Origin of the sequence: Bacillus sp. CCNWLW194 (genome assembly GCF_037120585.1) — a bacterium.
Lineage (GTDB): Bacteria > Bacillota > Bacilli > Bacillales > Bacillaceae_G > Bacillus_A > Bacillus_A basilensis.
In genome coordinates, this window is record NZ_JBBBBL010000012.1 from 128,195 (window position 1) to 149,866 (window position 21,672).

Here is a 21,672-nt window from a genome sequence, read left to right on the forward strand (position 1 = left end):
GCGCTACTAAGGTAGTGCCTTTTTCTTTAGGAAACTTTTACATAGCACAAAATCCTCTACTCGTTATATAATAACCTTCGTGCAGTCGGCCTTGATTTTCTTACGGAGAAAATCAAATGATAAAAGAGTAGAGGAGTGATATTTTGTTTCAGACGATAAAAAATGACTGGTTTTCCAATGTGAAAGGGGACGTGTTATCAGGAATTGTCGTTGCTTTAGCATTAATTCCTGAAGCGATAGCTTTCTCCGTTATTGCAGGTGTAGATCCGACCGTTGGATTGTATGCAGCTTTTTGTATCGCAGTTACCATTTCATTTGTTGGCGGAAGAACTGGGATGATTTCAGCTGCAACAGGTGCAATGGCATTATTAATGGTAACGCTCGTTAAGGATCACGGTTTGCAATATTTATTTGCTACAACAATATTAACAGGTATTGTCCAAATTATTTTTGGCATGTTCAAACTGAGTTCATTTATGAAGTTTGTCCCTAAGTCAGTTATGAGTGGTTTTTTAAATGCCCTTGGCATTTTAGTTTTTACAGCGCAATTACCGCATTTTAAAAATGCAAATTGGCAAATGTATGCACTTGTCGCATTAGGTCTTGTAATTATATATGTATTTCCACGTATTACGACGGCTGTTCCGTCTACACTTATTTCCATTATTATTGTGACAAGTATTGCACTTATGAGCGGATTACAGTTGAAAACAGTAGGGGATATGGGAAGCTTGCCGAAAGAATTACCGTTCTTTAGCATTCCTGACGTGCCTTTTACACTTGAGACATTAGGTATTATTTTACCGTATGCAGTTATGCTTGCAATTATTGGTTTATTAGAGTCATTATTAACAGCTTCAGTTTTAGATGATATGACGCATACGGAAAGTAATAAGCATAAGGAGGCACGTGGGCAAGGGATTGCAAACGTTGTTGCTGGTTTCTTCGGAGGTATGGCAGGATGTGCAATGATTGGTCAATCTGTTATTAATATTAAATCAGGTGGACGCGGACGATTATCGACGTTTGTAGCGGGCGGATTTTTAATCGTATTACTATTCGTTTTAGGTGATTATGTTGTTCATATTCCGATGGCAGCATTAGTTGCAGTTATGATTATGGTTTCAATCGGAACATTTGATTGGAACTCTGTAACAACGATTCATAAAGTACCAAAAGGGAATGCATTCGTTATGATCGTAACAGTAGTAGTCGTTCTTATCACTCACAATTTAGGATTAGGCGTAGTTATTGGTACAGTAATTAGTGCTGTATTATTTGCATTCAATATGGCAAAGATTCACGTGAAACATTTATATATTGAAAATAAGAAAATATACGAAATTCACGGTCAACTTTTCTTTGCGTCTACGGCAGATTTTATAAATGCTTTTTCATTTAATGAAGATGTGAAAGAAATTGAGATGAACTTTACTCATGCGCATGTATGGGATGACTCAGCAGTGGCATCAATTGATAAAGTTATCATGAAGTATGAACAAATTGGTGTGAAAGTAAGTATAACAGGATTAAATGAACGTAGCGCAAAACTTGTTACAAATTTAGCTACTTATAATAAAAGAATTGCTAGTTAGAAGCCTCCTTTTTAGGGGGCTTTATTATATAATACGAGTAGGATAACGAAAAGGGGATTCAGCATATGTATAAACAAATTATATTAGCGTGTGACGGTTCTGAACATGCACTTCGAGCAGCTGAGCACGCGACACATATTGCAAAATTTAACGAAGAAACAAATGTTGAAGTCGTGTATGTTGTAGATAATAGAACGGCAAAGTCAGATATTATACAAGGTCAAACGGATTTAGAAACAGTATCAGCTAGTCGAAAAGATAAATTAAAAGAGATTGAAGGTTTATTAAAGAAAGAGAACATTTCTTATAAAATTACGATATTACATGGCGATCCAGGAGATACGATTGTTCAATATGTAAATACAGGAGATATAGATCTTGTTATTGCTGGGAGTAGAGGATTAAATACATTACAAGAAATGGTACTTGGTAGTGTCAGTCATAAAATAGCAAAGCGTGTGAAATGTCCGGTGATGATTATAAAGTAAAACGAAATAGAACGTAACTAAGACCTTGATATAATTCGAGGTCTTTTTTGACGTATAAAGGGAGAGTGGGTGGGCATACTAGATATATAAGTTTTAAAAAATACTAACTTACAAATTTGTAAGTTAGTTGTTAGGAAAATCGATGTTATGAAATTTTTCCCATTGGTAAAATAAGAGTATCAAAGGGGAGATAGGGAGGATGGAAGCAATGAAATCATTTCAAAATTTATCATATAGTCAAGGGGTAAGCTTAATTTGTTTAGGGGGATTTGCTGCATCTGTTACGTTAGCTATTTTAATAAAGATGATTCATCAAATCTTTTAATCTTAGAGTAGGGAAGGAATTGGTTATTATAAATAGCAAGAAAAGGATTGTAAAGAAAAAATAGCTCCTGGCATGTATCTCAGCGCCAGGAGCTATTTTCTTATTTCTCTGTTTCTGCTTTATCGCTTGTTACGCTAACGTTACCCCATTTATATTGATCTTCTGGTGTATATTTATAATCTTTTACGCGATTATTTACACCTTTTAGGTCAAATTTATAATGAAGTGGAATTAATGGTACTTCATCATGAACTAATTTTTGCCATTTATCGTATACATCTTTACGGTACTTTTCATCAGCAGCTTTTGGAGAAATACCTTGTTTTAATAATTCTGTGTTTTTGTCAGTAGCCCAACGTGTGTAATTGAACGGCGCGTTTTTAGCCCAAATACCAGAAGGGTCTGGATCAGATGCAGTTCCCCAAGCTGCAGCGAAAAGATCAACTTTTGGATCATCTTTTTTAATCATATCGTAGAATGAGTTAAATTCATGTAAGCGGCCATCAAGAAGCTCTACTTTTAGGCCGATGTCTTTCCAAGATTGGATAAAGAATTTTGCGAGTGGTTCACTTACATCGCTACCACTCATTGATAAGAAATTAGCTTTAAATTCTTTACCATTCGGATCTTCACGGAATCCATCTCCGTTCGTATCTTTATAGCCAGCTTCATCTAATAACTTTTTAGCTTTCTCTACATCTTTATCATAGGCACCAACTTTATTGTTATGATATTTTGGTAGAGATGGTGGGATTGGTGAGTTAGCTGGATAACGTAGGCCGTGATATAATTTTTCACCAATTTCTTTTCGATCGATAGCATACGCCATTGCTTGACGTACACGAACATCTTTAAATTTCTCCTTATCCATCACTACTTCTTCTTTTTCTTTATCCATATGGCCTAATTTAAAACCGATATAGCTATAGTATAAATCGGTTTTACCGACTAATTGTGCATTTTTTAATTTACTTACATTTGGATATTGATCTGCACTTACTTCAGCGATATCAATATCACCATTTTTTAAGGACGCGTTAACAACGGAAGGGTTAACAACTTTTAAAACCATGCTTTTCAGTTTTGGTTTTCCACCATAATAGTCATCAAAACGTTCAAATTCAACGGATTCTCCTGGCGTAATTTTCTTCACTTTAAAAGGTCCGAAACCAATTGGGTTTTTACGGATTTTATCAGATTCTGCTAATTTATCGATTGGTACATCTCCTAAGTATTTCTTATGAAGAGGGTATGCCCAAAGCCCAGTTTTCACTGAAGGATTCTCTGTTTTAAATGTAATCGAAATTGTTTTTGGATCCGTTACCTTTATACCTGAAATTTTATCGGCTTTTCCATTGTGGTAATCTTCCATACCTTCAATCATTTGCATTTGAGTGTCATAGCGAGAACCAGCATATTGTTTGCTACCAATTACTAGATAAGAGTATTCTAAATCCTCAGCAGTAACAGGGTTTCCATCATGCCATTTTACATTATCTTTAATTTTTAGTGTAATTGTCTTTTTATCTTTAGAAATTTCATATGTAGCAGCACCATCATTCGTGTATTCCCAGTTTTCGTCATTTGATAATAAAGACTCATCGAAAATTGTAATGACCTGGTTATCAGGATCTCCTTCATATACAGCGAAGTTCAAAAGTCCTTCAAATGGTGTGTTAGAAACAAGACCATAAGTTAATGAACCATCTTTAATTTCCTTTTTATCATTTTTAACAGATGCACTAAATTTATTTGTATCTACTTTTTTTGTGCTGCTCGTTTTTTCACTACCACCACTGCCCCCACATGCTGAAAGTAGTAATGTTGAAACCGCAAGTGTACTTAATACTTTGAAAAACTTTGGCTTATTCGTCATTTCTTCCACCCCTTATCCTTTTCTTTGTCTTGCGTCGGCCGAGCGGCGTAACGCTTGACCAATAAAATTTATACACAGCATCAATGTTAAAATCATGACTGATGCGGGTAACCAAATCCACCATTTTTCTTGTAATACATCTGGATTTCTAGCATAACTAACAAGTGTACCAAGGCTTGGTGTACTTTCTGGTAGACCAAATCCTAAGAAAGTTAGACCAGATTCAATACCAATGTTTCCAGCAAGATTTAATGTAATACTAACGATGATAATTGAACTTAAGTTAGGTAGTACTTGGAAAAGGATGATTTTCCAGTTTGGTGTTCCTAAAGTTTTAGATGCAGAGACATAATCTAGTTCTTTTTCAGTTAATACTTTTGAGCGAATTAATCTGGCCTTTCCTGTCCATAAGAACACGCTCATAATTAAAATGAAAGTAAAAATATTGAATGTAGGAACAAGTGTAATAAATACAATTACAAGCATTAAAAATGGTAAAACCATAACAAAGTCGATAATGCGCATAATGATATTATCAATAGCTCCTCCAAAATACCCGGCAATTAATCCAATTGAAAGACCAATTAAACAAGAAAGAATAGTAATTGCTAATCCAATTGTAAAGGAGTTACGTGTACCAATAATAAGTTGGCCGAAAATGTCGCGTCCTCCGTAATCTGTTCCTAACCAATGTTCAGCAGAGGGAGGAGCATAAATAGCGAATAAATCAACTCGTACAATATCTTCTTGTTTCATAATAAAAGATGTTGTGTAGACTGCTAGTAATAAGATTGCTAGGAAAATAAGTGAAAACATTGCTAATTTATCTTTACGAAGTTCTCGCCACATAATAGAGAAACCAGAAGGGCTTTTTTCGTAATGAATAACTTCAGTTTGTTTTTCAGGGTTTGCTAACATAACGTCATCTCCTTTCTTTAATCAATACGAATACGTGGATCGACGATGCTTAGAATAATATCTGAAAGGAGAGTTCCAAGTAACGTTGCAAATCCAGTAAACATAACGAGTGCAGTTATTACACTAAAATCACGTTGAGAGATAGATTGTATAAATAGTTGTCCAATGCCTGGATAGCTAAAAATACTTTCTAAAAAGATGGCACCGCCAACTAATCCTGTAATTTCATAGCCTAAGAAGGCTGCAATTGGTAAGAATGAATTTCGTAAAATATGTCTAGAATAGATTTTTGATTCTGGAACACCTTTTGCTCTTACTGTACGCACAAAATCTTTATGCTTCGTATCAATAATTTCGCTTCGTAAATATTGAACCGTACCAACTGTCGCAATTAATGCACCAGATAAAGCTGGTAATAGCATGTGATTCAATTTACTTAAATAATAAGCAAATGTACCTGTTGCAACTTGAGGATCAACGCTACCGCCGGTTGGGAATATTGCAAACTTAAATCCGAATAGGAAGAGCATAATTAATGCAAATATAAATAGTGGTGTAGCAAAACCTAGATAGTTGTAAATGGTAATGAGTCGATCAGCCCAGGTATCATTCCACCGCCCACTTATAACTCCTAGTGGTATGGCAATTAAATAAGTAAGAATAAGAATGACAAGTGCTAAAGATACTGTATTTCCAAGTCGTTCTCCAATTAAATCGGTTACCTTCATTTTATGTGCATAGGAAATACCGAAGTCACCTTGGACGGCATTTTTAATCCAGCGAACATATTGTGTTGCAACTGGGTCATTTAATCCAAGCTTTTCACGTTGTTCTTCAATCACTTTTGGATCCGCTTTTGGATTCATCGCTCTGCCGGTTAAGGCATCGCCAGGCATTGCTTTAGCTAGTAGAAAGACAAGTATACTTAACACGAATAATTGCGGGATCATCACTAAAAATCTCCGTAATATAAACTTCCACATGTTTTATCACTCCCTTATGGTAATGCCACCCGGTGCGTTGGCGAGATTGCTTTTAAGTCATAAGCCCGACCGTTTTCATTGAAATAATTTTCGTATGATTTCTCGTACTCAGAGCTTACTTGTTGACGGAGCTTACGCTGTTGTTCTCTTTTTTCAGGACGAATATCAGGAATTGCTGATATTAGGCGTTTCGTATAAATATGTTGCGGATTATTATAAATTTCTGTACTAGTTGCTTCTTCGACAATGCGTCCGCGATACATAACACCGATACGGTCACACATATGACGAATTACACCTAAATCATGACTAATGAATAAGTATGTTAGTCCGAGTTCAGCTTGTAAATCTTGCAAGAAGTTTAACACTTGTGCCTGTACAGACACGTCAAGCGCAGATACTGGCTCATCCGCAATAATAAGCTTCGGTTTTAAAGTAAGAGCGCGTGCAATACCAATCCGCTGCCTTTGTCCACCGGAAAATTCATGTGGATATTTATAAATAGACTCTGGATTTAGACCAACTTTATCAAGATATTCTTGAACTGCTCTACGTTCTTCATCAGGTGAGAGCTTCTCAAAATTTCGGAGAGGCTCAGCAATAATGTCGAGAACACGTTTCTTCGGATTTAATGATGAATAAGGATCTTGGAAAATCATTTGAATATCTTTTCGTTGTTCACGTAGCTCAGAGCGACTTAATTTTGTTAAATCTCTATTATTAAAATGAATGCTACCCTCTGTTGCTTTCGTTAAATGCATAATTGCTTTACCCGTTGTTGATTTGCCACTTCCTGATTCACCAACAATCCCGTATGTTTCACCTGGTTGTAATTCAAAACTTACACCATCGACAGCGCGCACGTAATCTAATGTGCGTCCGAAGAAACCACCTTTAATTGGAAAATGTACTTTTAAATCTTCTACTTTAAGCAGTGCCATGAGTTACGTCATCTCCTTTCTTATCTTGGAAGTTGAAATGCTTGTAGCAAGTACAACGTACCCAATGGTCTGGTTTTACTTCATGTAAAATTGGATTTTCCTCGTGTTGATCAGGTCTAATCCATGGAATTCGAGCTTGGAAACGGCAACCTGTGCGAGGAAGTTTCGCTAACGAAGGAACTACCCCTTGAATTACATGCAATTTTTCTTTTTCAGCATACGCAGATGGAATGGAGTTTAATAGAGAACGAGTATATGGGTGAAGAGGATTGTTAAAAATCTCTTCAACTTTTCCTGTTTCTACAACTTGTCCAGCGTACATAACGACGATACGATCAGCTGTTTCTGCAACAACACTTAAATCATGAGTAATTAAAATGATGCCCATTTTCGTTTGTTCTTGAATAGATTTTAGTAAGTCTAAAATTTGTGCTTGGATGGTTACGTCAAGAGCCGTTGTTGGCTCATCTGCAATAATGAGTGCTGGGTTACAAGCAATTGCAATTGCGATAACAATTCTTTGTCTCATTCCGCCAGATAATTCGTGTGGGTATTGTTTATATGTAAGTTCTGGTTTTGGAATACCAACTTGATGAAGTAGTTCTAAGGTGCGTTCTTTCTTTTCAACTTTTGAAAGGCTTGTGTGGTAGTCTAAGTTTTCTTCGATTTGTTTTCCAACTGTCATAAGAGGATCGAGTGCTGTAAGAGGTTCTTGGAAAATCATGCCGATGTTTGAGCCGCGTACTTTATTCATCTCTGCGGCTGACATAGTTAGCAAATCCTTATCTCTATAGTTAAGCTGCCCTTGTAACTTTGTATTTGCTTCATTATGCAGTCGCATAATAGAAAGGGCAAGTGCACTTTTTCCGCAACCTGATTCACCAACTATCGCGACAATTTCATTTTCATGGACAGTTAACGAAACATCATCAACTGCGGCATGATATTGATCTTGTATACGAAAGGAAGTCTGTAAGTTTTCAATGCGAAGAAGTGGATTCTTCATGGCTATCCCTCCATCTTTCTGAAAAGACTAAATATTTTGTATGTTGTTGTTATTTTAATATAAATTGACAATGTTTGACAAGCACAAGTTGAAAAAATATTCAAAAATCTTTTTATATAAAGATTGGATGCATTTATATAAGTAGTTGGAGTGCTTTGAAAACGCTAACATGTATAGGGTAGGGAAATAAATCTTTTGTAGGAAAAAAGATTTATATGTAGAAAAAAGAGAGGTGTTCTCGAAAGAACAGTCTCTCTTTTTTTGATAAGAATAATATTAGTGCTTAAGCTTGCTTTTGTTTTACTGACCCTGTATTTAAAGTAAGAGCAAGGAAGAACATTGCAAGTACACAAGATGCAAGTAATAAGATGAATCCGCCATCCCATCCGAATGCATCTACGATAAAGCCCATAGCGGCACTGGCGAAAGTTGCTCCACCTAAGTAACCGAAGAAGCCAGTTAAGCCTGCTGCAGTTCCAGCCGCTTTCTTTGGTGCTAAGTCAAGAGCGTGTAGACCAATTAACATAACAGGTCCGTAAATTAAAAATCCAATCGCGACAAGTGCGATACTATCAACCATTGGATTACCAGGAGGGTTTAGCCAGTAAACAAGAACGGCGATAAATACACCAACCATAAATAAAATACCAGCAGGTGCGCGGCGTCCTTTAAATAGTTTATCACTCATCCATCCGCAAAGAAGCGTACCTGGAATACCAGCCCATTCATATAGAGCGTAAGCGGTACGTGAGCTACTATGAGTAAAGCTTTTTTCCTCTACTAAATAAGTAGGAGCCCAGTCTACAACGCCGTAACGTACGAAATATACGAAAACGTTCGCGATAGCGATGTACCATAAAAATTTATTGTTTAGTACGTATTTAAATAAAATTTCCTTTACCGAAAGTTCGCGTTCGCGATCTTGTACTTTTTCATCTGTTGGATATTCTCCAGTATGTTCCTCGATAGAAGGTAATCCACAAGATTGAGGTGTATCTCTCATCGTAATTAACACATAAATACCAACTAAAATTGAAAGAATACCTGGGAAGTAAAAAATACTCTTCCAGTCATTTGCAAAGAAGTATAATCCTAATGTTACAAGAGAAGGCATAAGTGCGCCGCCGACATTATGAGCGACGTTCCAAATAGACATTTTTGTACCACGTTCACTAATAGAGAACCAGTGAACCATCGTACGACCACAAGGAGGCCATCCCATACCTTGTACCCACCCATTTAAAAACTGAAGTACAAACATAAGTATGATGCTCGTTGTAATGAAAGAGAATGAGCCGAAAATAATATTAATGATACCTGATAAAAATAGCCCAGCTGCTAAAAAGTAGCGAGGATTACAACGGTCGGATACGATACCCATAAGAAATTTACTTAATCCGTAAGCGATAGATACTGCTGAAAGGATAACCCCAAGTTCGCCTTTACTAAAGCCTTGTTCGATTAAGTATGGCATTGCTAGTGAAAAGTTTTTTCGAACAAAGTAGTAACCTGCATAACCGATGAAGATACCTAAGAATACTTGTAAACGTAATTTACGGTATTCGCTATCAACGCGATCAGCTGGTAAGCGTTCCGCGTGGGGCGCAGGCTTAAATAATTGTGTGAAAAACATAAAATGAAAATCCTCCCCTAATTAATTCGAAGTGTTGTAAGGCAGAGAGAATATAAAAAGGCCATGAAATATAAAAAAGTTTCCTTTTTTATGATTCATAGCCGTGTACTCCGATTCTCCGTGACTGTCAATATTAACTTCGTCGAAAATTATACAACTTTGTGACAAAATTGTAAACGTTTTTATAAATAAAAAGTGTTGACGGATTTTATTCGTAGGATTAATATTTAAATACATTAAATATTTTATTGCTTAAATAAGAGGTGGATAACATGCCAAATGATATGACGCATATCGATAAAATTCAAGCTCTTGCCTTTTCGATTGGAAAGAAAATGCAGACGGAGTTATTAGAACAAATGCAAGCAACAGGACTTACACCACCGCAGTTTTATATTTTAAAGATTTTAGATCATTACGGTGCTTCAAGAGCGACAAAATTAGCAAAAAAGATGTATGTAAAGCCTAGTGCAATTACAGTGATGATTGATCGCTTAATTGACCAAGAGCTTGTAGAACGCTATCACGACAAAGATGATCGCCGTGTTGTCATCATTGAGTTAACAAAAAAGGGGAAATCTAGAGTAGAAGAGGCAATGATCGCTCGTAATGAGCACATTGCAAAATATTTCTCACATTTAGAATTACAAGAAAGAGAAGATTTGTTACGTCTCTTTGAGAAGCTAGAAACAATTATTTGCGGGACACAAGAGAAAAAAGAGAATAACTAAGAGGAATTGAGGAGATTACATGGAGCAACAAGAAAATATAAATAGAAAGTTGCTGTTAATTGGTTTAATAATCGCGATGCTATTTGCTGCATTAGATGGAACAATCGTTGGTACAGCAATGCCGCGTATCGTCGGTGAACTAGGCGGATTAAGCTTAATGACGTGGTTAACAACAGCTTATATGTTAACATCAACGACAGTTGTACCAATTGCAGGTAAATTAGCGGATTTACTTGGTCGTCGTAACGTATATATAACAGGGCTAGTTATCTTTATGGTTGGTTCTGCGTTATGTGGTATGGCAAATGGTATGACAGAGTTAATTATTTTCCGTGGTATTCAAGGTCTTGGTGGCGGTATTATGATGCCAATGGCTATGATTATTATCGGAGATATGTTCACGGGAAAAGAACGTGCAAAATGGCAAGGTGTTTTTGGTGCGTTATACGGTCTTGCTTCTGTAATTGGACCACAAGTTGGTGGTTGGATTGTAGACGCAGTGAACTGGAGATGGGTATTCTACATTAACTTACCAGTTGGTATTTTAGCAACAATCTTTATTGCAATGGGATTAAAATCACATAAACAAACAGGACCAATTAAAATTGATATTGCTGGAATATTTACAATGATTCTCGGTGTTGTAAGTTTATTACTTGCATTAACATTTGGCGGGAAAGATTATCCATGGGATTCTTGGCAAATTATCGGGTTATTTGCACTAGCTGTAATTGGTATTGTAGGATTTATTATCGTTGAAACGAAAGCTGAAGAACCGATTTTACCGATGCATTTCTTTAAAAATCGCACATTTACATTACTGAATGCGATTGGATTCTTTATGAGTATTGGCATGTTCGGTGCGATTATGTTCGTACCATTCTTTATGCAAGGAATTGTAGGAGTAAGTGCTGCTGAATCAGGAACAATTATGACGCCAATGATGATTACAATGATTGTGATGAGTATTATCGGTGGGCAACTTGTATTAAAAGTTGGTGTAAAACCACAAATTATTACAGGAATGCTTATAATGGCTGGAGGATTCTGGTTATTAACAACGATGGATATGCATACAACTAAATTAACTGCAACGTCTTATATGATGGTTATCGGTTTAGGCATGGGTCTTGTAATGCCAACATTAACATTAGCGTTACAAGAAAGCTTCCCGAAAAAAGACCTTGGTGTCGTAACATCATCAAGTCAGTTCTTCCGTCAAATCGGTGGAACATTTGGTATTACAATTTTAGGGTCAATTATGAATAACACTTCAGGTACAACATTAACAAAGAATTTAGTACCTGTATTAGATACGTTCCCGAAAGAAGCGGGACAAATGGTAACGAAATTTAAAGATATGATTCATACAGACCCACAAGGTTTATATTCGATGTTATTTAGTCCAGAGGCATTAAAACAAATGCCAGAAGCTTTTGCTAACAGCATTGTACCAATTTTGAAAAATTCCTTAGTAGACTCACTTCATACTGTCTTCCTAACAGGATTAGTATTCATTGTAGTGGGTGCTATCTTTACGATTTTCTTACAGAAGATTAAACTATCAGATCGTAAAAAAGACGCTGAAGAGCCTTCTGTAGAAGAAAAAGAACAAACTGTATCCTATTCGTAATGAAAAAGCATCGCCTTATGGCGGTGCTTTTTTGAGTATAACCTTAAAAGCTTTTTTGTGAGAAATGATTGACGTATTTCTAGAAATACGTTATATTATTTTCTGTAAACGGTTACATGAAATGGAGAGGAAAGAGAATGAGTACGATTAAAGACGTTGCAAAATTAGCGGGAGTATCTGTTGCGACCGTTTCCAGAGTGTTAAATAAAAATGGATATGTTCATGAAGATACATTAAAGAAAGTAGAGCGAGCAATTGAGATGCTAGATTATAAACCTAGTACAGTAGCGCGTTCACTGTATAATAAAAAATCTCGTTTAATTGGCTTAGTTGTTCCAAATATCGTGAATCCATTCTTTCCAGAAGTTGCACGTGCCGTAGAAGATGTAGCGCATAAGCAAGGATACACAGTTGTCCTTTGTAACTCTGATGAGAGTTTAGAGAAAGAAAAGCAATATATTGATGTACTTAGGCAAAATAATGTGGATGGATTTATTGTAGCAACCAATCCACAAAATAGTGTTAATTACATGAAGTTGTCTGTTCCAGTTGTTGCAATTGACCGTATGTTTAATGAGCGTATTCCTACTGTATATGCAGATAACTATGCAGGGAGTCAGGCAGCGACAAAGTTATTAATAGATAAAGGCTGTAAACATATTGCGCATATTCGCGGACCGCGTGACGTAAGCACGGCTAATGAACGTTTTGAAGGTTTTGTAGACGTTATTACGCAAAATAATCTTTCTTATATGATTGCAGAGAGTACATTTGATCCAGCTAATAGTGAGCGTGTAGCGGTGGAATTATTAGAAGAATACCCACATATTGATGGAATTGTTGCAGGGAATGATTTAATTGCAATAGGTATTGTAAAGGCTGCGCTTCAAAAGGGGATTTCTATTCCAGATGATTTACAAATTATCGGATTCGATGGAATTTCTTTAACAGAGATGATGTATCCATCTATTACAACTGTTGCACAGCCAATTTATGAAATGGGGAAAATTGCAACAGAGCTGTTATTAGAGCAGATGGAAGGAAACGTATTAGAAGAGAAACACTATCGTTTACCGATTGAAATTATAGAACGAAATACAACGAAGTAAGGAGATGAAACAGATGCCAAATATTGCAGTAGTAGGTAGTATTTCAATGGACTTAGTAGCCGTTTCAAAAAAACGTCCGAAAGCAGGGGAAACAGTAATTGGTGAAGCATTTCATACAATTCCAGGAGGGAAAGGAGCCAACCAAGCGGTTGCTGCAGCTAGATTAGGCGCAAATGTAGCGATGGTTGGTGCGGTAGGAGACGATAATTATGGAACTGTAGTTAAGAAAAATTTAGAGAACGAACGTGTTTTTATCGACTATGTGGTACCGGTTACAGATGCAGCGACAGGAATTGCTCATATCGTTTTAGCAGAAGAGGATAACAGTATTGTTGTCGTGCAAGGGGCGAATGCTCTTGTAAATGAGTCGATTGTAGATCGTTCAAAAGATCTTCTTATAAAAGCAAATATGGTTGTTCTTCAACTAGAGATTCCACTTGAAACAGTAAAATATGTATTGGCTATTTGTGAGGAACACAAAATTCCGGTTATGTTAAATCCAGCGCCAGCACAAGTGTTATCAGAAGATATTTTAGAAAAGGCAACTTATATTACGCCAAATGAACATGAGTGCCGCATCGTATTAGATGATTTCACATCACCAATTGAAGAGTTACTGGCTAAATATCCAAATAAACTATTGATGACAGAAGGTTCTAATGGTGTGCGTTTCCATAATGGTACGGAGATTGTACATGTTCCTAGCATTGCTGTTGATGTAGTAGATACGACTGGAGCTGGTGATACATTTAATGGTGCATTAGCAGTTGCGCTTTCTGAAGGAGAAACACTTCAAAAAGCAATTCGTTTTGCGAATATTGCTGGTGGCCTTTCTGTAACGAAACTTGGAGCACAGGGCGGTATGCCAACGAGAGATAGAGTACGTGAAGTACAGGTGATTGTCGGATGAAAAAGCACGGTGTATTAAACAGTGAGATTGCATCAGTCCTTGCTTCACTTGGACATACAGATACGATTGTAATCGCAGACTGCGGGTTACCAATTCCTGACGGAGTAAAACGAATTGATTTAACTGTTGAGATTGGAAAACCTAGCTTTTTAGACGTATTGCAAGTGGTAGCTGATGATATGGAAATTGAAAAAGTAACGTTAGCAGAAGAAGTCATTAACAAGAATGCGGAAGTAAATAAAGAAATCGAACTGAAATTAATAGAGCCAGCATTTGAATATGTATCGCATGAACAATTTAAAGAGCACACGAAGAAAGCGAAAGCAATTATTCGTACAGGAGAGGCTACTCCTTATGCCAATGTAATTTTACATGCAGGCGTGATTTTTTAATAAAAGGAAGTGATGGGAATGCGTATTGAAATGAAAAACATTTCAAAGGCGTTCAATGGCAATTCTGTTTTGAAGAATGCACAGTTTATGATTGAAACAGGAGAAGTCCATGCATTGATGGGGGAAAATGGAGCGGGTAAATCAACGCTCATGAAGATTTTAACAGGTGTATACAAAAAAGATGGTGGAACAATCACGATTGATGGACAAGAACGAACTTTTAAAAATGCGAAAGAAGCAGAAGAGTACGGTATTGCATTTATACATCAAGAATTGAATATATTATCGAACTTAACAGTAGCTGAAAATATGTTTCTCGGTAAAGAGTTAATGTATGGGAAGACAGGTATTTTGCGTACGCGTCAAATGAACGCGATTGCGCAGCAGCAACTAGCGGAGTTAGGGTTACATGTAAAAGGTGCTATGTTGGCAGGAGAGTTATCGGTTGGACAACAGCAAATTATCGAAATTGCGAAAGCGTTAATGACAAACGCGAGCGTTATTATTATGGACGAACCTACAGCTGCATTAACAGATCGTGAAATTGAAACGTTGTTTACTGTCATTAATAAATTACGTAAAGAAGGCGTTTCGTTTGTTTATATCTCACACCGAATGGAAGAAATTTTTTCAATATGTGATGCCATTACGATTTTACGTGATGGGGAATACGTCGGAAAGAGATCCATTCCGGAAACATCGTTTGATGAAGTAGTGAGTATGATGGTGGGGCGCAGCATTGGTGATCGTTACCCAGAACGAAATAGTCAAATTGGCGATGTTATTTTTGAAATGCGTAACGGAACGAAAAAAGGGAAGTTTGAAAATGTTTCGTTTCAAGTTAGAAAAGGTGAAATCCTTGGTGTTGCTGGCTTGATGGGAGCCGGCCGCACGGATATTATGAAAGCGATATTTGGATACGAGCCTTTAGATTCTGGCCAAATTTTTATAAATGGACAAGAAGTAAAGATTGACAGTCCGATAGATGCGATTAGACAAAGAATAGCATTCATTACAGAGGATAGAAAATCTGAAGGGTTAGTGTTAGATTTCTCAATTCGAGAAAATTTAGCCTTACCGAATTTAGAAAGTCTTTCAAAGGGAAGTGTCTTAAGTAACGGACTAGAACAACAGTTTACAGCGGACATGATGAAACTTCTTAATGTGAAAGCAGCTAGTGGAGAGCAAACAGTGAAATCTCTTTCTGGTGGAAATCAGCAAAAGGTAGTTATTGCAAAATGGTTAGGTATCCACCCGCAGCTACTCATTTTAGATGAGCCAACAAGGGGTGTTGATGTTGGAGCGAAAAAAGAAATTTACTCTATTATGAATAAGCTTACCGAGCAAGGAGATGCCGTTATTATGGTATCATCTGAGCTTCCAGAAGTTTTAGGGATGAGTGATCGCGTTCTTGTTATTCATGAAGGAAAAGTCGGCGGCATTTTAGAGAAAGATGAGGCATCACAAGAGTCTATTATGGCACTAGCTACAGGGGGAGAGTAAGGATGGCTAAGAAGGGGAATGTATTACAACAACTTGGGTCTTTAATTGGACTAGTATTAATTATTGTAGTAATTACAGCTTTAAATCCAGCATTTATTGAAATTCCAAATTTATTTAATATACTGCGTCAAGTATCGATTAATGCGCTTATTGCATTCGGAATGACCTTTGTAATTTTAACAGGGGGTATTGACTTATCGGTAGGTTCTATTTTAGCATTATCAAGTGCACTTGTTGCTGGAATGATGGCAAGTGGCATGGACCCGTTTCTTGCAATGGCAGTTGGATTATTGGCGGGTCTTGTAATGGGAATTTTAAACGGTATCATCATAGCGAAGGGAAAAGTAGCTCCATTTATTGCGACTTTAGCAACAATGACTATTTTTCGTGGGTTGACGCTTGTTTATATGGACGGACGTCCGATCACTGGTCTTGGTGATCATTTAATGTTCCAAATGTTTGGCCGCGGTTATTTTCTCGGTATTCCGGTACCAGCTGTTACAATGATGATCGCTTTCGCAGTACTGTACTTCATTTTGAAGAAAACGACATTTGGTCGCCGTACATTTGCAATTGGTGGAAATGAAGAAGCAGCAGCATTATCAGGTATTAATGTTACGAGAATTAAAGTAATGATTTACGGTCTTTCCGGAATTTTGGCAGCGCTTGCAGGTATTGTCTTAACATCACGACTAGATTCTGCACAGCCAACTGCAGGTACTTCTTACGAATTAGATGCAATCGCAGCAGTTGTATTAGGTGGAACAAGTCTTTCTGGAGGAAGAGGATGGATTGTTGGCACATTCATCGGTGTGCTTATTATCGGTGTATTAAATAACGGTTTAAATTTATTAGGCGTATCTTCTTTCTTCCAACAAGTTGTAAAAGGACTTGTAATCTTACTAGCTGTATTAATTGATCGTCGAAAAGAAGCGTAATGGAGGGACAGTTCATGAAGAAATGGTTACTTATACTCGTTGCATGTATTATGGTCATTACTGCTGGTTGTTCAATGGAACCACCAGAATGGGCAAAGGATTCTAGCGATAAAGGTCGAAATAAAACTATTAAAGTTGGATTCTCTGTTTCAACTTTAAACAATCCATTTTTTGTGACTTTGAAAAAAGGAGCAGAAAAGAAAGCGAAAGAAAGCGGCATTGAATTGATTGCTGTTGATGCACAAAATGATGCAGCAAAGCAAACGAACGATGTTGAAGATTTAATTCAAAAAGGTGTCGATGTAGTTGTTATTAATCCAACCGATTCAGATGCTGTTGCCTCAGCAGTAAGTGCGGCAAATGCAGCGAATGTCCCTGTTATTACAGTAGACCGCGTTGCAAATTCAGGTAAAGTTGTTTCTCACATTGCCTCTAATAACATTGAAGGTGGTCAAATGGCTAGTGATTACATTCGTGAATTAGTCGGCGAGGGAGCAAACGTTGCTGAATTAGAAGGAATCCCTGGCTCTTCTGCTGCTCGTGAGCGCGGGAAAGGATTCCATAAGGTAGCTGATAAGTCTTTAAAAGTAGTTGCCAAACAAGCAGCTGATTTTGATAGAGCAAAAGGATTATCTGTTATGGAAAACATTTTGCAAGCAAATGGTGATATTAAAGCGGTGTTTGCGCATAACGATGAGATGGCATTAGGGGCACTTGAAGCATTGAAGTCTGCCGGAAAAACGGATGTAGTCGTTGTTGGGTTTGATGCAACAGAAGATGCTGTAAAAGCGGTTAAAGATGGGCGTATGGCTGCAACAGTTGCTCAAAAACCGGAATTAATCGGGGAGAAGGCGATGCAAACAGCAAAAGAAATCACACAAGGTAAAAAAGTGGACAAATCTATTCCGATTGAATTAGAGCTTATTAAGAAAAACAAATAAATATAAATTGAAAATTAGGAAGGAAGAATAACAAATGAAATTCTTTATTGATACAGCAAACATTAACGAAATTAAAGAGGCAAATGCATTAGGCGTAGTAGCTGGAGTAACGACAAACCCATCACTTGTAGCAAAAGAAGGCGTAGATTTCCATGAGCGTATTCGTGAAATTTGCAGCTTTATAGAAGGACCTGTAAGCGCAGAAGTAATTAGCTTAGAAGCTGATAAAATGATTGAAGAAGGAAAAGAATTAGCGAAGATTGCTCCAAACGTTGTTGTAAAAGTACCAATGACAACAGAAGGTTTAAAAGCAGTAAAAGCATTCTCTGATTTAGGGATTCGTACAAACGTTACATTAGTATTCTCAGCAGTTCAAGCATTACTTGCAGCTCGTGCTGGTGCAACATATGTATCACCATTCTTAGGTCGCTTAGATGATATCGGTCATAACGGTATGGACTTAATCCGCCAAATCGCAGAAATCTTTGCAATTCACGGAATCGAAACAGAAATCATCGCAGCATCTGTACGTCACAGTGTTCACGTAACTGATGCAGCATTAAATGGTGCACATATTGCAACAATCCCAGCAAACGTAATTGCTTCATTAGTGAAGCACCCATTAACAGATCAAGGAATTGAGAAATTCTTAGCTGATTGGGAAAAAACACAAGAGAAATAATAGAAAATCAAGAATCCTAGTTTAATTGACTAGGATTCTTTTTTTATATTTAAAAGAATTTTCATGCAATTTTGCATATTGTCTTTTAAATTTGTTATATAAACTATTTAATATATACAAATCACTCTTTATTTTTCATATTTTGATATAAAGTGAAACTTTAATTAGTGGGGGGCTTTGTTTATTCCCCCACTAATTATTAGTTGAACCAATTGGGCTTTTACGGGCAGTTATCTCACACCTAACTTCCTCGCATTCACCGAATTTTGAGGTGGGAGTCTTACTGCCCGTTAAAGCGGGATAAACAGATAGAGGGTCTGACCAGAAAACTGGAGGGCATGATTCTATAACAGAAAGTTTAACGTTTATAGAATTATGCCTTTTTATATAGGGAGGTAGTAAACAGGGATTTCGACAAAAATGCAACTATTTATCTGAATTTTAAGTTTTATAAAAGGAGAGAAATGGAATGAGAAGAAAAGCGCCATTTAAAGTGTTATCGTCATTAGCAATTGCGGCAATTATCGGATGCACATCTGTAATGAGTGCTCCATTAGCATACGCAGAAACGCCAGCAAAAGAGAAAGACAATGTATCTACAACACCAATTGATTACAATTTAATTCAAGAAGATCGTTTAGCGGAAGCGTTGAAAGAAAGAGGAACAATCAATCCAGCATCGTCTAAAGAAGAAACGAAAAAAGCCGTAGAAAAGTACATTGAAAAGAAACAAGGGGATCAGGCAAATAAAGAAATTCTTCCAGCTGATACTGCTAAAGAGGCATCTGATTTCGTGAAAAAAGTAAAAGAGAAAAAAATGGAAGAAAAGGAAAAGGTAAAGAAACCTGAAAGAAATGTTAGTCCTGAGCAAAAGCCAGAACCAAATAAAAAGCAATTGAATGGACAAGTCCCAACTTCTAAAGCGAAGCAAGCACCGTATAAGGGAACTGTTCGAAATGATAAAGTATTAGTATTACTCGTTGAATTTAGTGATTATAAACATAATAATATTGATCAAACGCCAGGGTATATGTATTCGAATGACTTTAGTAGAGAGCATTATCAAAAAATGTTATTTGGTAATGAGCCGTACACATTATTTGATGGTTCAAAAGTAAAAACGTTTAAACAATATTATGAAGAGCAGTCTGGCGGTAGTTATACGACTGATGGATATGTAACAGAATGGCTAACTGTCCCAGGAAAAGCGTCTGACTACGGTGCTGATGGTAGCAGTGGTCATGATAACAAAGGTCCAAAAGGCGCACGTGATTTAGTGAAAGAAGCTTTACATGCAGCTGCTGAGAAAGGTTTAGATTTATCTCAATTTGATCAGTTTGATAGATATGATACAAATAGTGATGGAAATCAAAATGAACCTGACGGTGTAATTGATCATTTAATGGTAATCCATGCTGGTGTTGGTCAAGAAGCTGGTGGCGGTAAATTAGGTGATGATGCAATTTGGTCACATCGTTCAAAATTAGCAATAGATCCAGTAGCGATTGAAGGCACAAAATCAGAGGTAGATTACTTTGGTGGAAAAGTAGCAGCACATGATTACACAATTGAACCAGAAGATGGAGCAGTAGGTGTATTTGCGCATGAATTTGGACATGACCTTGGCTTACCAGATGAATATGACACGAAATATACTGGAACTGGTTCACCTGTCGAAGCTTGGTCACTAATGAGTGGAGGTAGTTGGACAGGGAAAATTGCAGGAACAGAGCCAACTAGTTTCTCGCCACAAAATAAAGATTTCTTACAAAAGAATATGGGTGGCAACTGGGCAAAAATTTTAGAAGTAGATTACGATAAAATTAAGCACGGTGTAGGAGTTCCTACATATATTGATCAAAGTGTTACGAAATCTAATCGTCCAGGCGTTGTACGTGTTAACTTACCAGGTAAAAGTGTTGAAACGATTAAACCAGAGTTTGGAAAGCATGCATATTATAGTACAAGAGGCGATGATATGCATACAACATTAGAAACACCGTTCTTGGATTTAACAAAAGGAATAAATGCAAAATTCGATTATAAAGCAAATTATGAGTTAGAAGCAGAGTGCGATTTTGTTGAAGTGCATGCAGTAACAGAAGATGGAACGAAAACATTAATTGATAGACTTGGAGAAAAAGTAGTCCAGGGAGATAAAGATACAACAGACGGAAAATGGATTGATAAATCATATGATTTAAGTCAATTTAAAGGAAAAAAAGTGAAACTGCAATTCGATTATATTACAGATCCAGCTGTAACATATAAAGGTTTCGCGATGGATAATGTAAATGTAACTGTTGATGGACAAGTAGTATTTTCTGATGACACAGAAGGAACATCTAAAATGCAGTTAAATGGATTCGTTGTTTCTGAAGGGACAGAGAAAAAAGCTCATTATTACTACTTAGAGTGGAGAAACTATGCGGGATCAGATAATGGATTAAAAGCAGGGAAAGGTCCAGTGTATAATACAGGTCTTGTCGTTTGGTATGCAGATGATAGCTTTAAAGATAACTGGGTTGGGGTGCATCCAGGTGAAGGCTTCCTTGGGGTTGTAGACTCTCATCCAGAAGCGTTTGTTGGTAATTTAAATGGGAAACCAGCGTACGGTAATACAGGTATGCAAATTGCGGACGCTGCATTTTCGTTTGATCAAACACCAGCATGGAGTGTAAATTCATTAACACGTGGACAGTTTAACTATTCTGGATTACAAGGTGTTACAACTTTTGATGATTCAAAAGTATATAGTAACAAACAAATTGCAGACGCAGGAAGAAAAGTTCCGAACCTCGGACTTAAATTCCAAGTTGTTGGACAAGCAGAGGATAAATCAGCAGGCGCTGTTTGGATTAAACGTTAATAACAGAAAAGCACATTCTTCATATGAAGAATGTGCTTTTGAATTTGTACAGTAAGTTATTATTTTAGCTTATGTAATACAAGTGTCTGTTCATATGTAGTGTATCAAATTCTGTAGGGAAAGGAAATATTTCCGAGGAAATTGTCGAAGTATCGTTGGTATTGATACACTTTTTTTGTAAAAGAAGAAATGTAGTATT

Annotated in this window: 19 protein-coding genes; 13 read left to right on the forward strand and 6 right to left on the reverse strand. The window is 36.9% G+C overall.

Features of this window, described 5'->3' with window-relative positions; all coding sequences use genetic code 11:
• The first annotated feature begins 143 nt into the window (after window positions 1–143).
• From V7S50_RS24420 to V7S50_RS24430, 3 genes are all read left to right on the forward strand, one after another.
• Window positions 144–1,595 carry a SulP family inorganic anion transporter gene (locus tag V7S50_RS24420; protein WP_242255369.1) on the forward strand — a complete coding sequence of 484 codons (1,452 nt, stop codon included), beginning with the start codon at window positions 144–146 and terminating at the stop codon, window positions 1,593–1,595.
• Between the two features lie 65 nt (window positions 1,596–1,660).
• Window positions 1,661–2,083 (forward strand): universal stress protein, encoded by a 423-nt coding sequence (locus tag V7S50_RS24425; protein ID WP_000277989.1) that lies wholly within the window; start codon window positions 1,661–1,663, stop codon window positions 2,081–2,083.
• 199 nt (window positions 2,084–2,282) lie between these two features.
• The gene (locus V7S50_RS24430; RefSeq protein ID WP_080468770.1) at window positions 2,283–2,408 is read left to right on the forward strand and encodes a DUF4027 family protein; all 126 of its coding nucleotides are present in this window, start codon (window positions 2,283–2,285) and stop codon (window positions 2,406–2,408) included.
• Window positions 2,409–2,508: 100 nt separating this feature from the next.
• Here V7S50_RS24430 and opp4A read toward each other — a convergent pair whose 3' ends face one another.
• The 6 genes from opp4A to glpT form a co-directional block, all read right to left on the reverse strand.
• The gene (gene opp4A, locus V7S50_RS24435) at window positions 2,509–4,284 is read right to left on the reverse strand and encodes an oligopeptide ABC transporter substrate-binding protein (RefSeq protein WP_063225128.1); all 1,776 of its coding nucleotides are present in this window, start codon (window positions 4,282–4,284) and stop codon (window positions 2,509–2,511) included.
• A gap of 12 nt (window positions 4,285–4,296) precedes the next feature.
• A complete protein-coding gene (locus V7S50_RS24440; RefSeq protein ID WP_063225127.1) occupies window positions 4,297–5,202 on the reverse strand; it encodes an ABC transporter permease in 906 nt (301 codons plus the stop codon).
• Window positions 5,203–5,219: 17 nt separating this feature from the next.
• Complete coding sequence (gene opp4B, locus V7S50_RS24445; protein WP_063225126.1) at window positions 5,220–6,185, reverse strand: oligopeptide ABC transporter permease; 966 nt, start codon at window positions 6,183–6,185, stop codon at window positions 5,220–5,222.
• Window positions 6,186–6,199: 14 nt separating this feature from the next.
• Window positions 6,200–7,126, reverse strand: a complete 927-nt coding sequence (locus V7S50_RS24450) for an ABC transporter ATP-binding protein (RefSeq protein ID WP_063225125.1) — start codon at window positions 7,124–7,126, stop codon at window positions 6,200–6,202.
• On the reverse strand, window positions 7,113–8,132 hold the full coding sequence (locus V7S50_RS24455) for an ABC transporter ATP-binding protein (protein ID WP_063225124.1): 1,020 nt from the start codon (window positions 8,130–8,132) through the stop codon (window positions 7,113–7,115). The genes V7S50_RS24450 and V7S50_RS24455 overlap by 14 nt, the downstream gene beginning before the upstream one ends.
• Before the next feature lie 283 nt (window positions 8,133–8,415).
• Window positions 8,416–9,765 (reverse strand): glycerol-3-phosphate transporter, encoded by a 1,350-nt coding sequence (gene glpT / locus V7S50_RS24460; protein ID WP_063225123.1) that lies wholly within the window; start codon window positions 9,763–9,765, stop codon window positions 8,416–8,418.
• A 272-nt stretch (window positions 9,766–10,037) separates the two neighbouring features.
• Between glpT and V7S50_RS24465 the strand changes: the two genes are divergently transcribed.
• The 10 genes from V7S50_RS24465 (at window position 10,038) to inhA2 (ending at window position 21,473) form a co-directional block, all read left to right on the forward strand.
• Entirely contained in the window at window positions 10,038–10,496 is a 459-nt protein-coding gene (locus V7S50_RS24465; RefSeq protein WP_063225122.1) for a MarR family winged helix-turn-helix transcriptional regulator, read from the forward strand.
• A gap of 19 nt (window positions 10,497–10,515) precedes the next feature.
• Window positions 10,516–12,129: an MDR family MFS transporter gene (locus V7S50_RS24470; RefSeq protein ID WP_242255367.1), complete on the forward strand. Its 1,614-nt coding sequence runs from the start codon at window positions 10,516–10,518 to the stop codon at window positions 12,127–12,129.
• A 137-nt stretch (window positions 12,130–12,266) separates the two neighbouring features.
• Window positions 12,267–13,238, forward strand: a complete 972-nt coding sequence (gene rbsR / locus V7S50_RS24475; RefSeq protein ID WP_029437473.1) for a ribose operon transcriptional repressor RbsR — start codon at window positions 12,267–12,269, stop codon at window positions 13,236–13,238.
• 13 nt (window positions 13,239–13,251) lie between these two features.
• On the forward strand, window positions 13,252–14,148 hold the full coding sequence (gene rbsK / locus V7S50_RS24480; RefSeq protein WP_199677902.1) for a ribokinase: 897 nt from the start codon (window positions 13,252–13,254) through the stop codon (window positions 14,146–14,148).
• Window positions 14,145–14,540: a D-ribose pyranase gene (gene rbsD / locus V7S50_RS24485; RefSeq protein WP_242255365.1), complete on the forward strand. Its 396-nt coding sequence runs from the start codon at window positions 14,145–14,147 to the stop codon at window positions 14,538–14,540. The genes rbsK and rbsD overlap by 4 nt, the downstream gene beginning before the upstream one ends.
• A gap of 18 nt (window positions 14,541–14,558) precedes the next feature.
• On the forward strand, window positions 14,559–16,043 hold the full coding sequence (gene rbsA, locus V7S50_RS24490; protein ID WP_242255363.1) for a ribose ABC transporter ATP-binding protein RbsA: 1,485 nt from the start codon (window positions 14,559–14,561) through the stop codon (window positions 16,041–16,043).
• 2 nt (window positions 16,044–16,045) lie between these two features.
• Entirely contained in the window at window positions 16,046–16,981 is a 936-nt protein-coding gene (locus V7S50_RS24495) for an ABC transporter permease subunit (RefSeq protein ID WP_242255361.1), read from the forward strand.
• Between the two features lie 14 nt (window positions 16,982–16,995).
• Entirely contained in the window at window positions 16,996–17,922 is a 927-nt protein-coding gene (rbsB, locus tag V7S50_RS24500; protein WP_242255360.1) for a ribose ABC transporter substrate-binding protein RbsB, read from the forward strand.
• Window positions 17,923–17,956: 34 nt separating this feature from the next.
• Window positions 17,957–18,604 (forward strand): fructose-6-phosphate aldolase, encoded by a 648-nt coding sequence (gene fsa, locus V7S50_RS24505; protein WP_000667666.1) that lies wholly within the window; start codon window positions 17,957–17,959, stop codon window positions 18,602–18,604.
• A 469-nt stretch (window positions 18,605–19,073) separates the two neighbouring features.
• The gene (inhA2, locus tag V7S50_RS24510) at window positions 19,074–21,473 is read left to right on the forward strand and encodes a M6 family metalloprotease immune inhibitor InhA2 (protein WP_242255358.1); all 2,400 of its coding nucleotides are present in this window, start codon (window positions 19,074–19,076) and stop codon (window positions 21,471–21,473) included.
• Window positions 21,474–21,672: the final 199 nt, after the last annotated feature.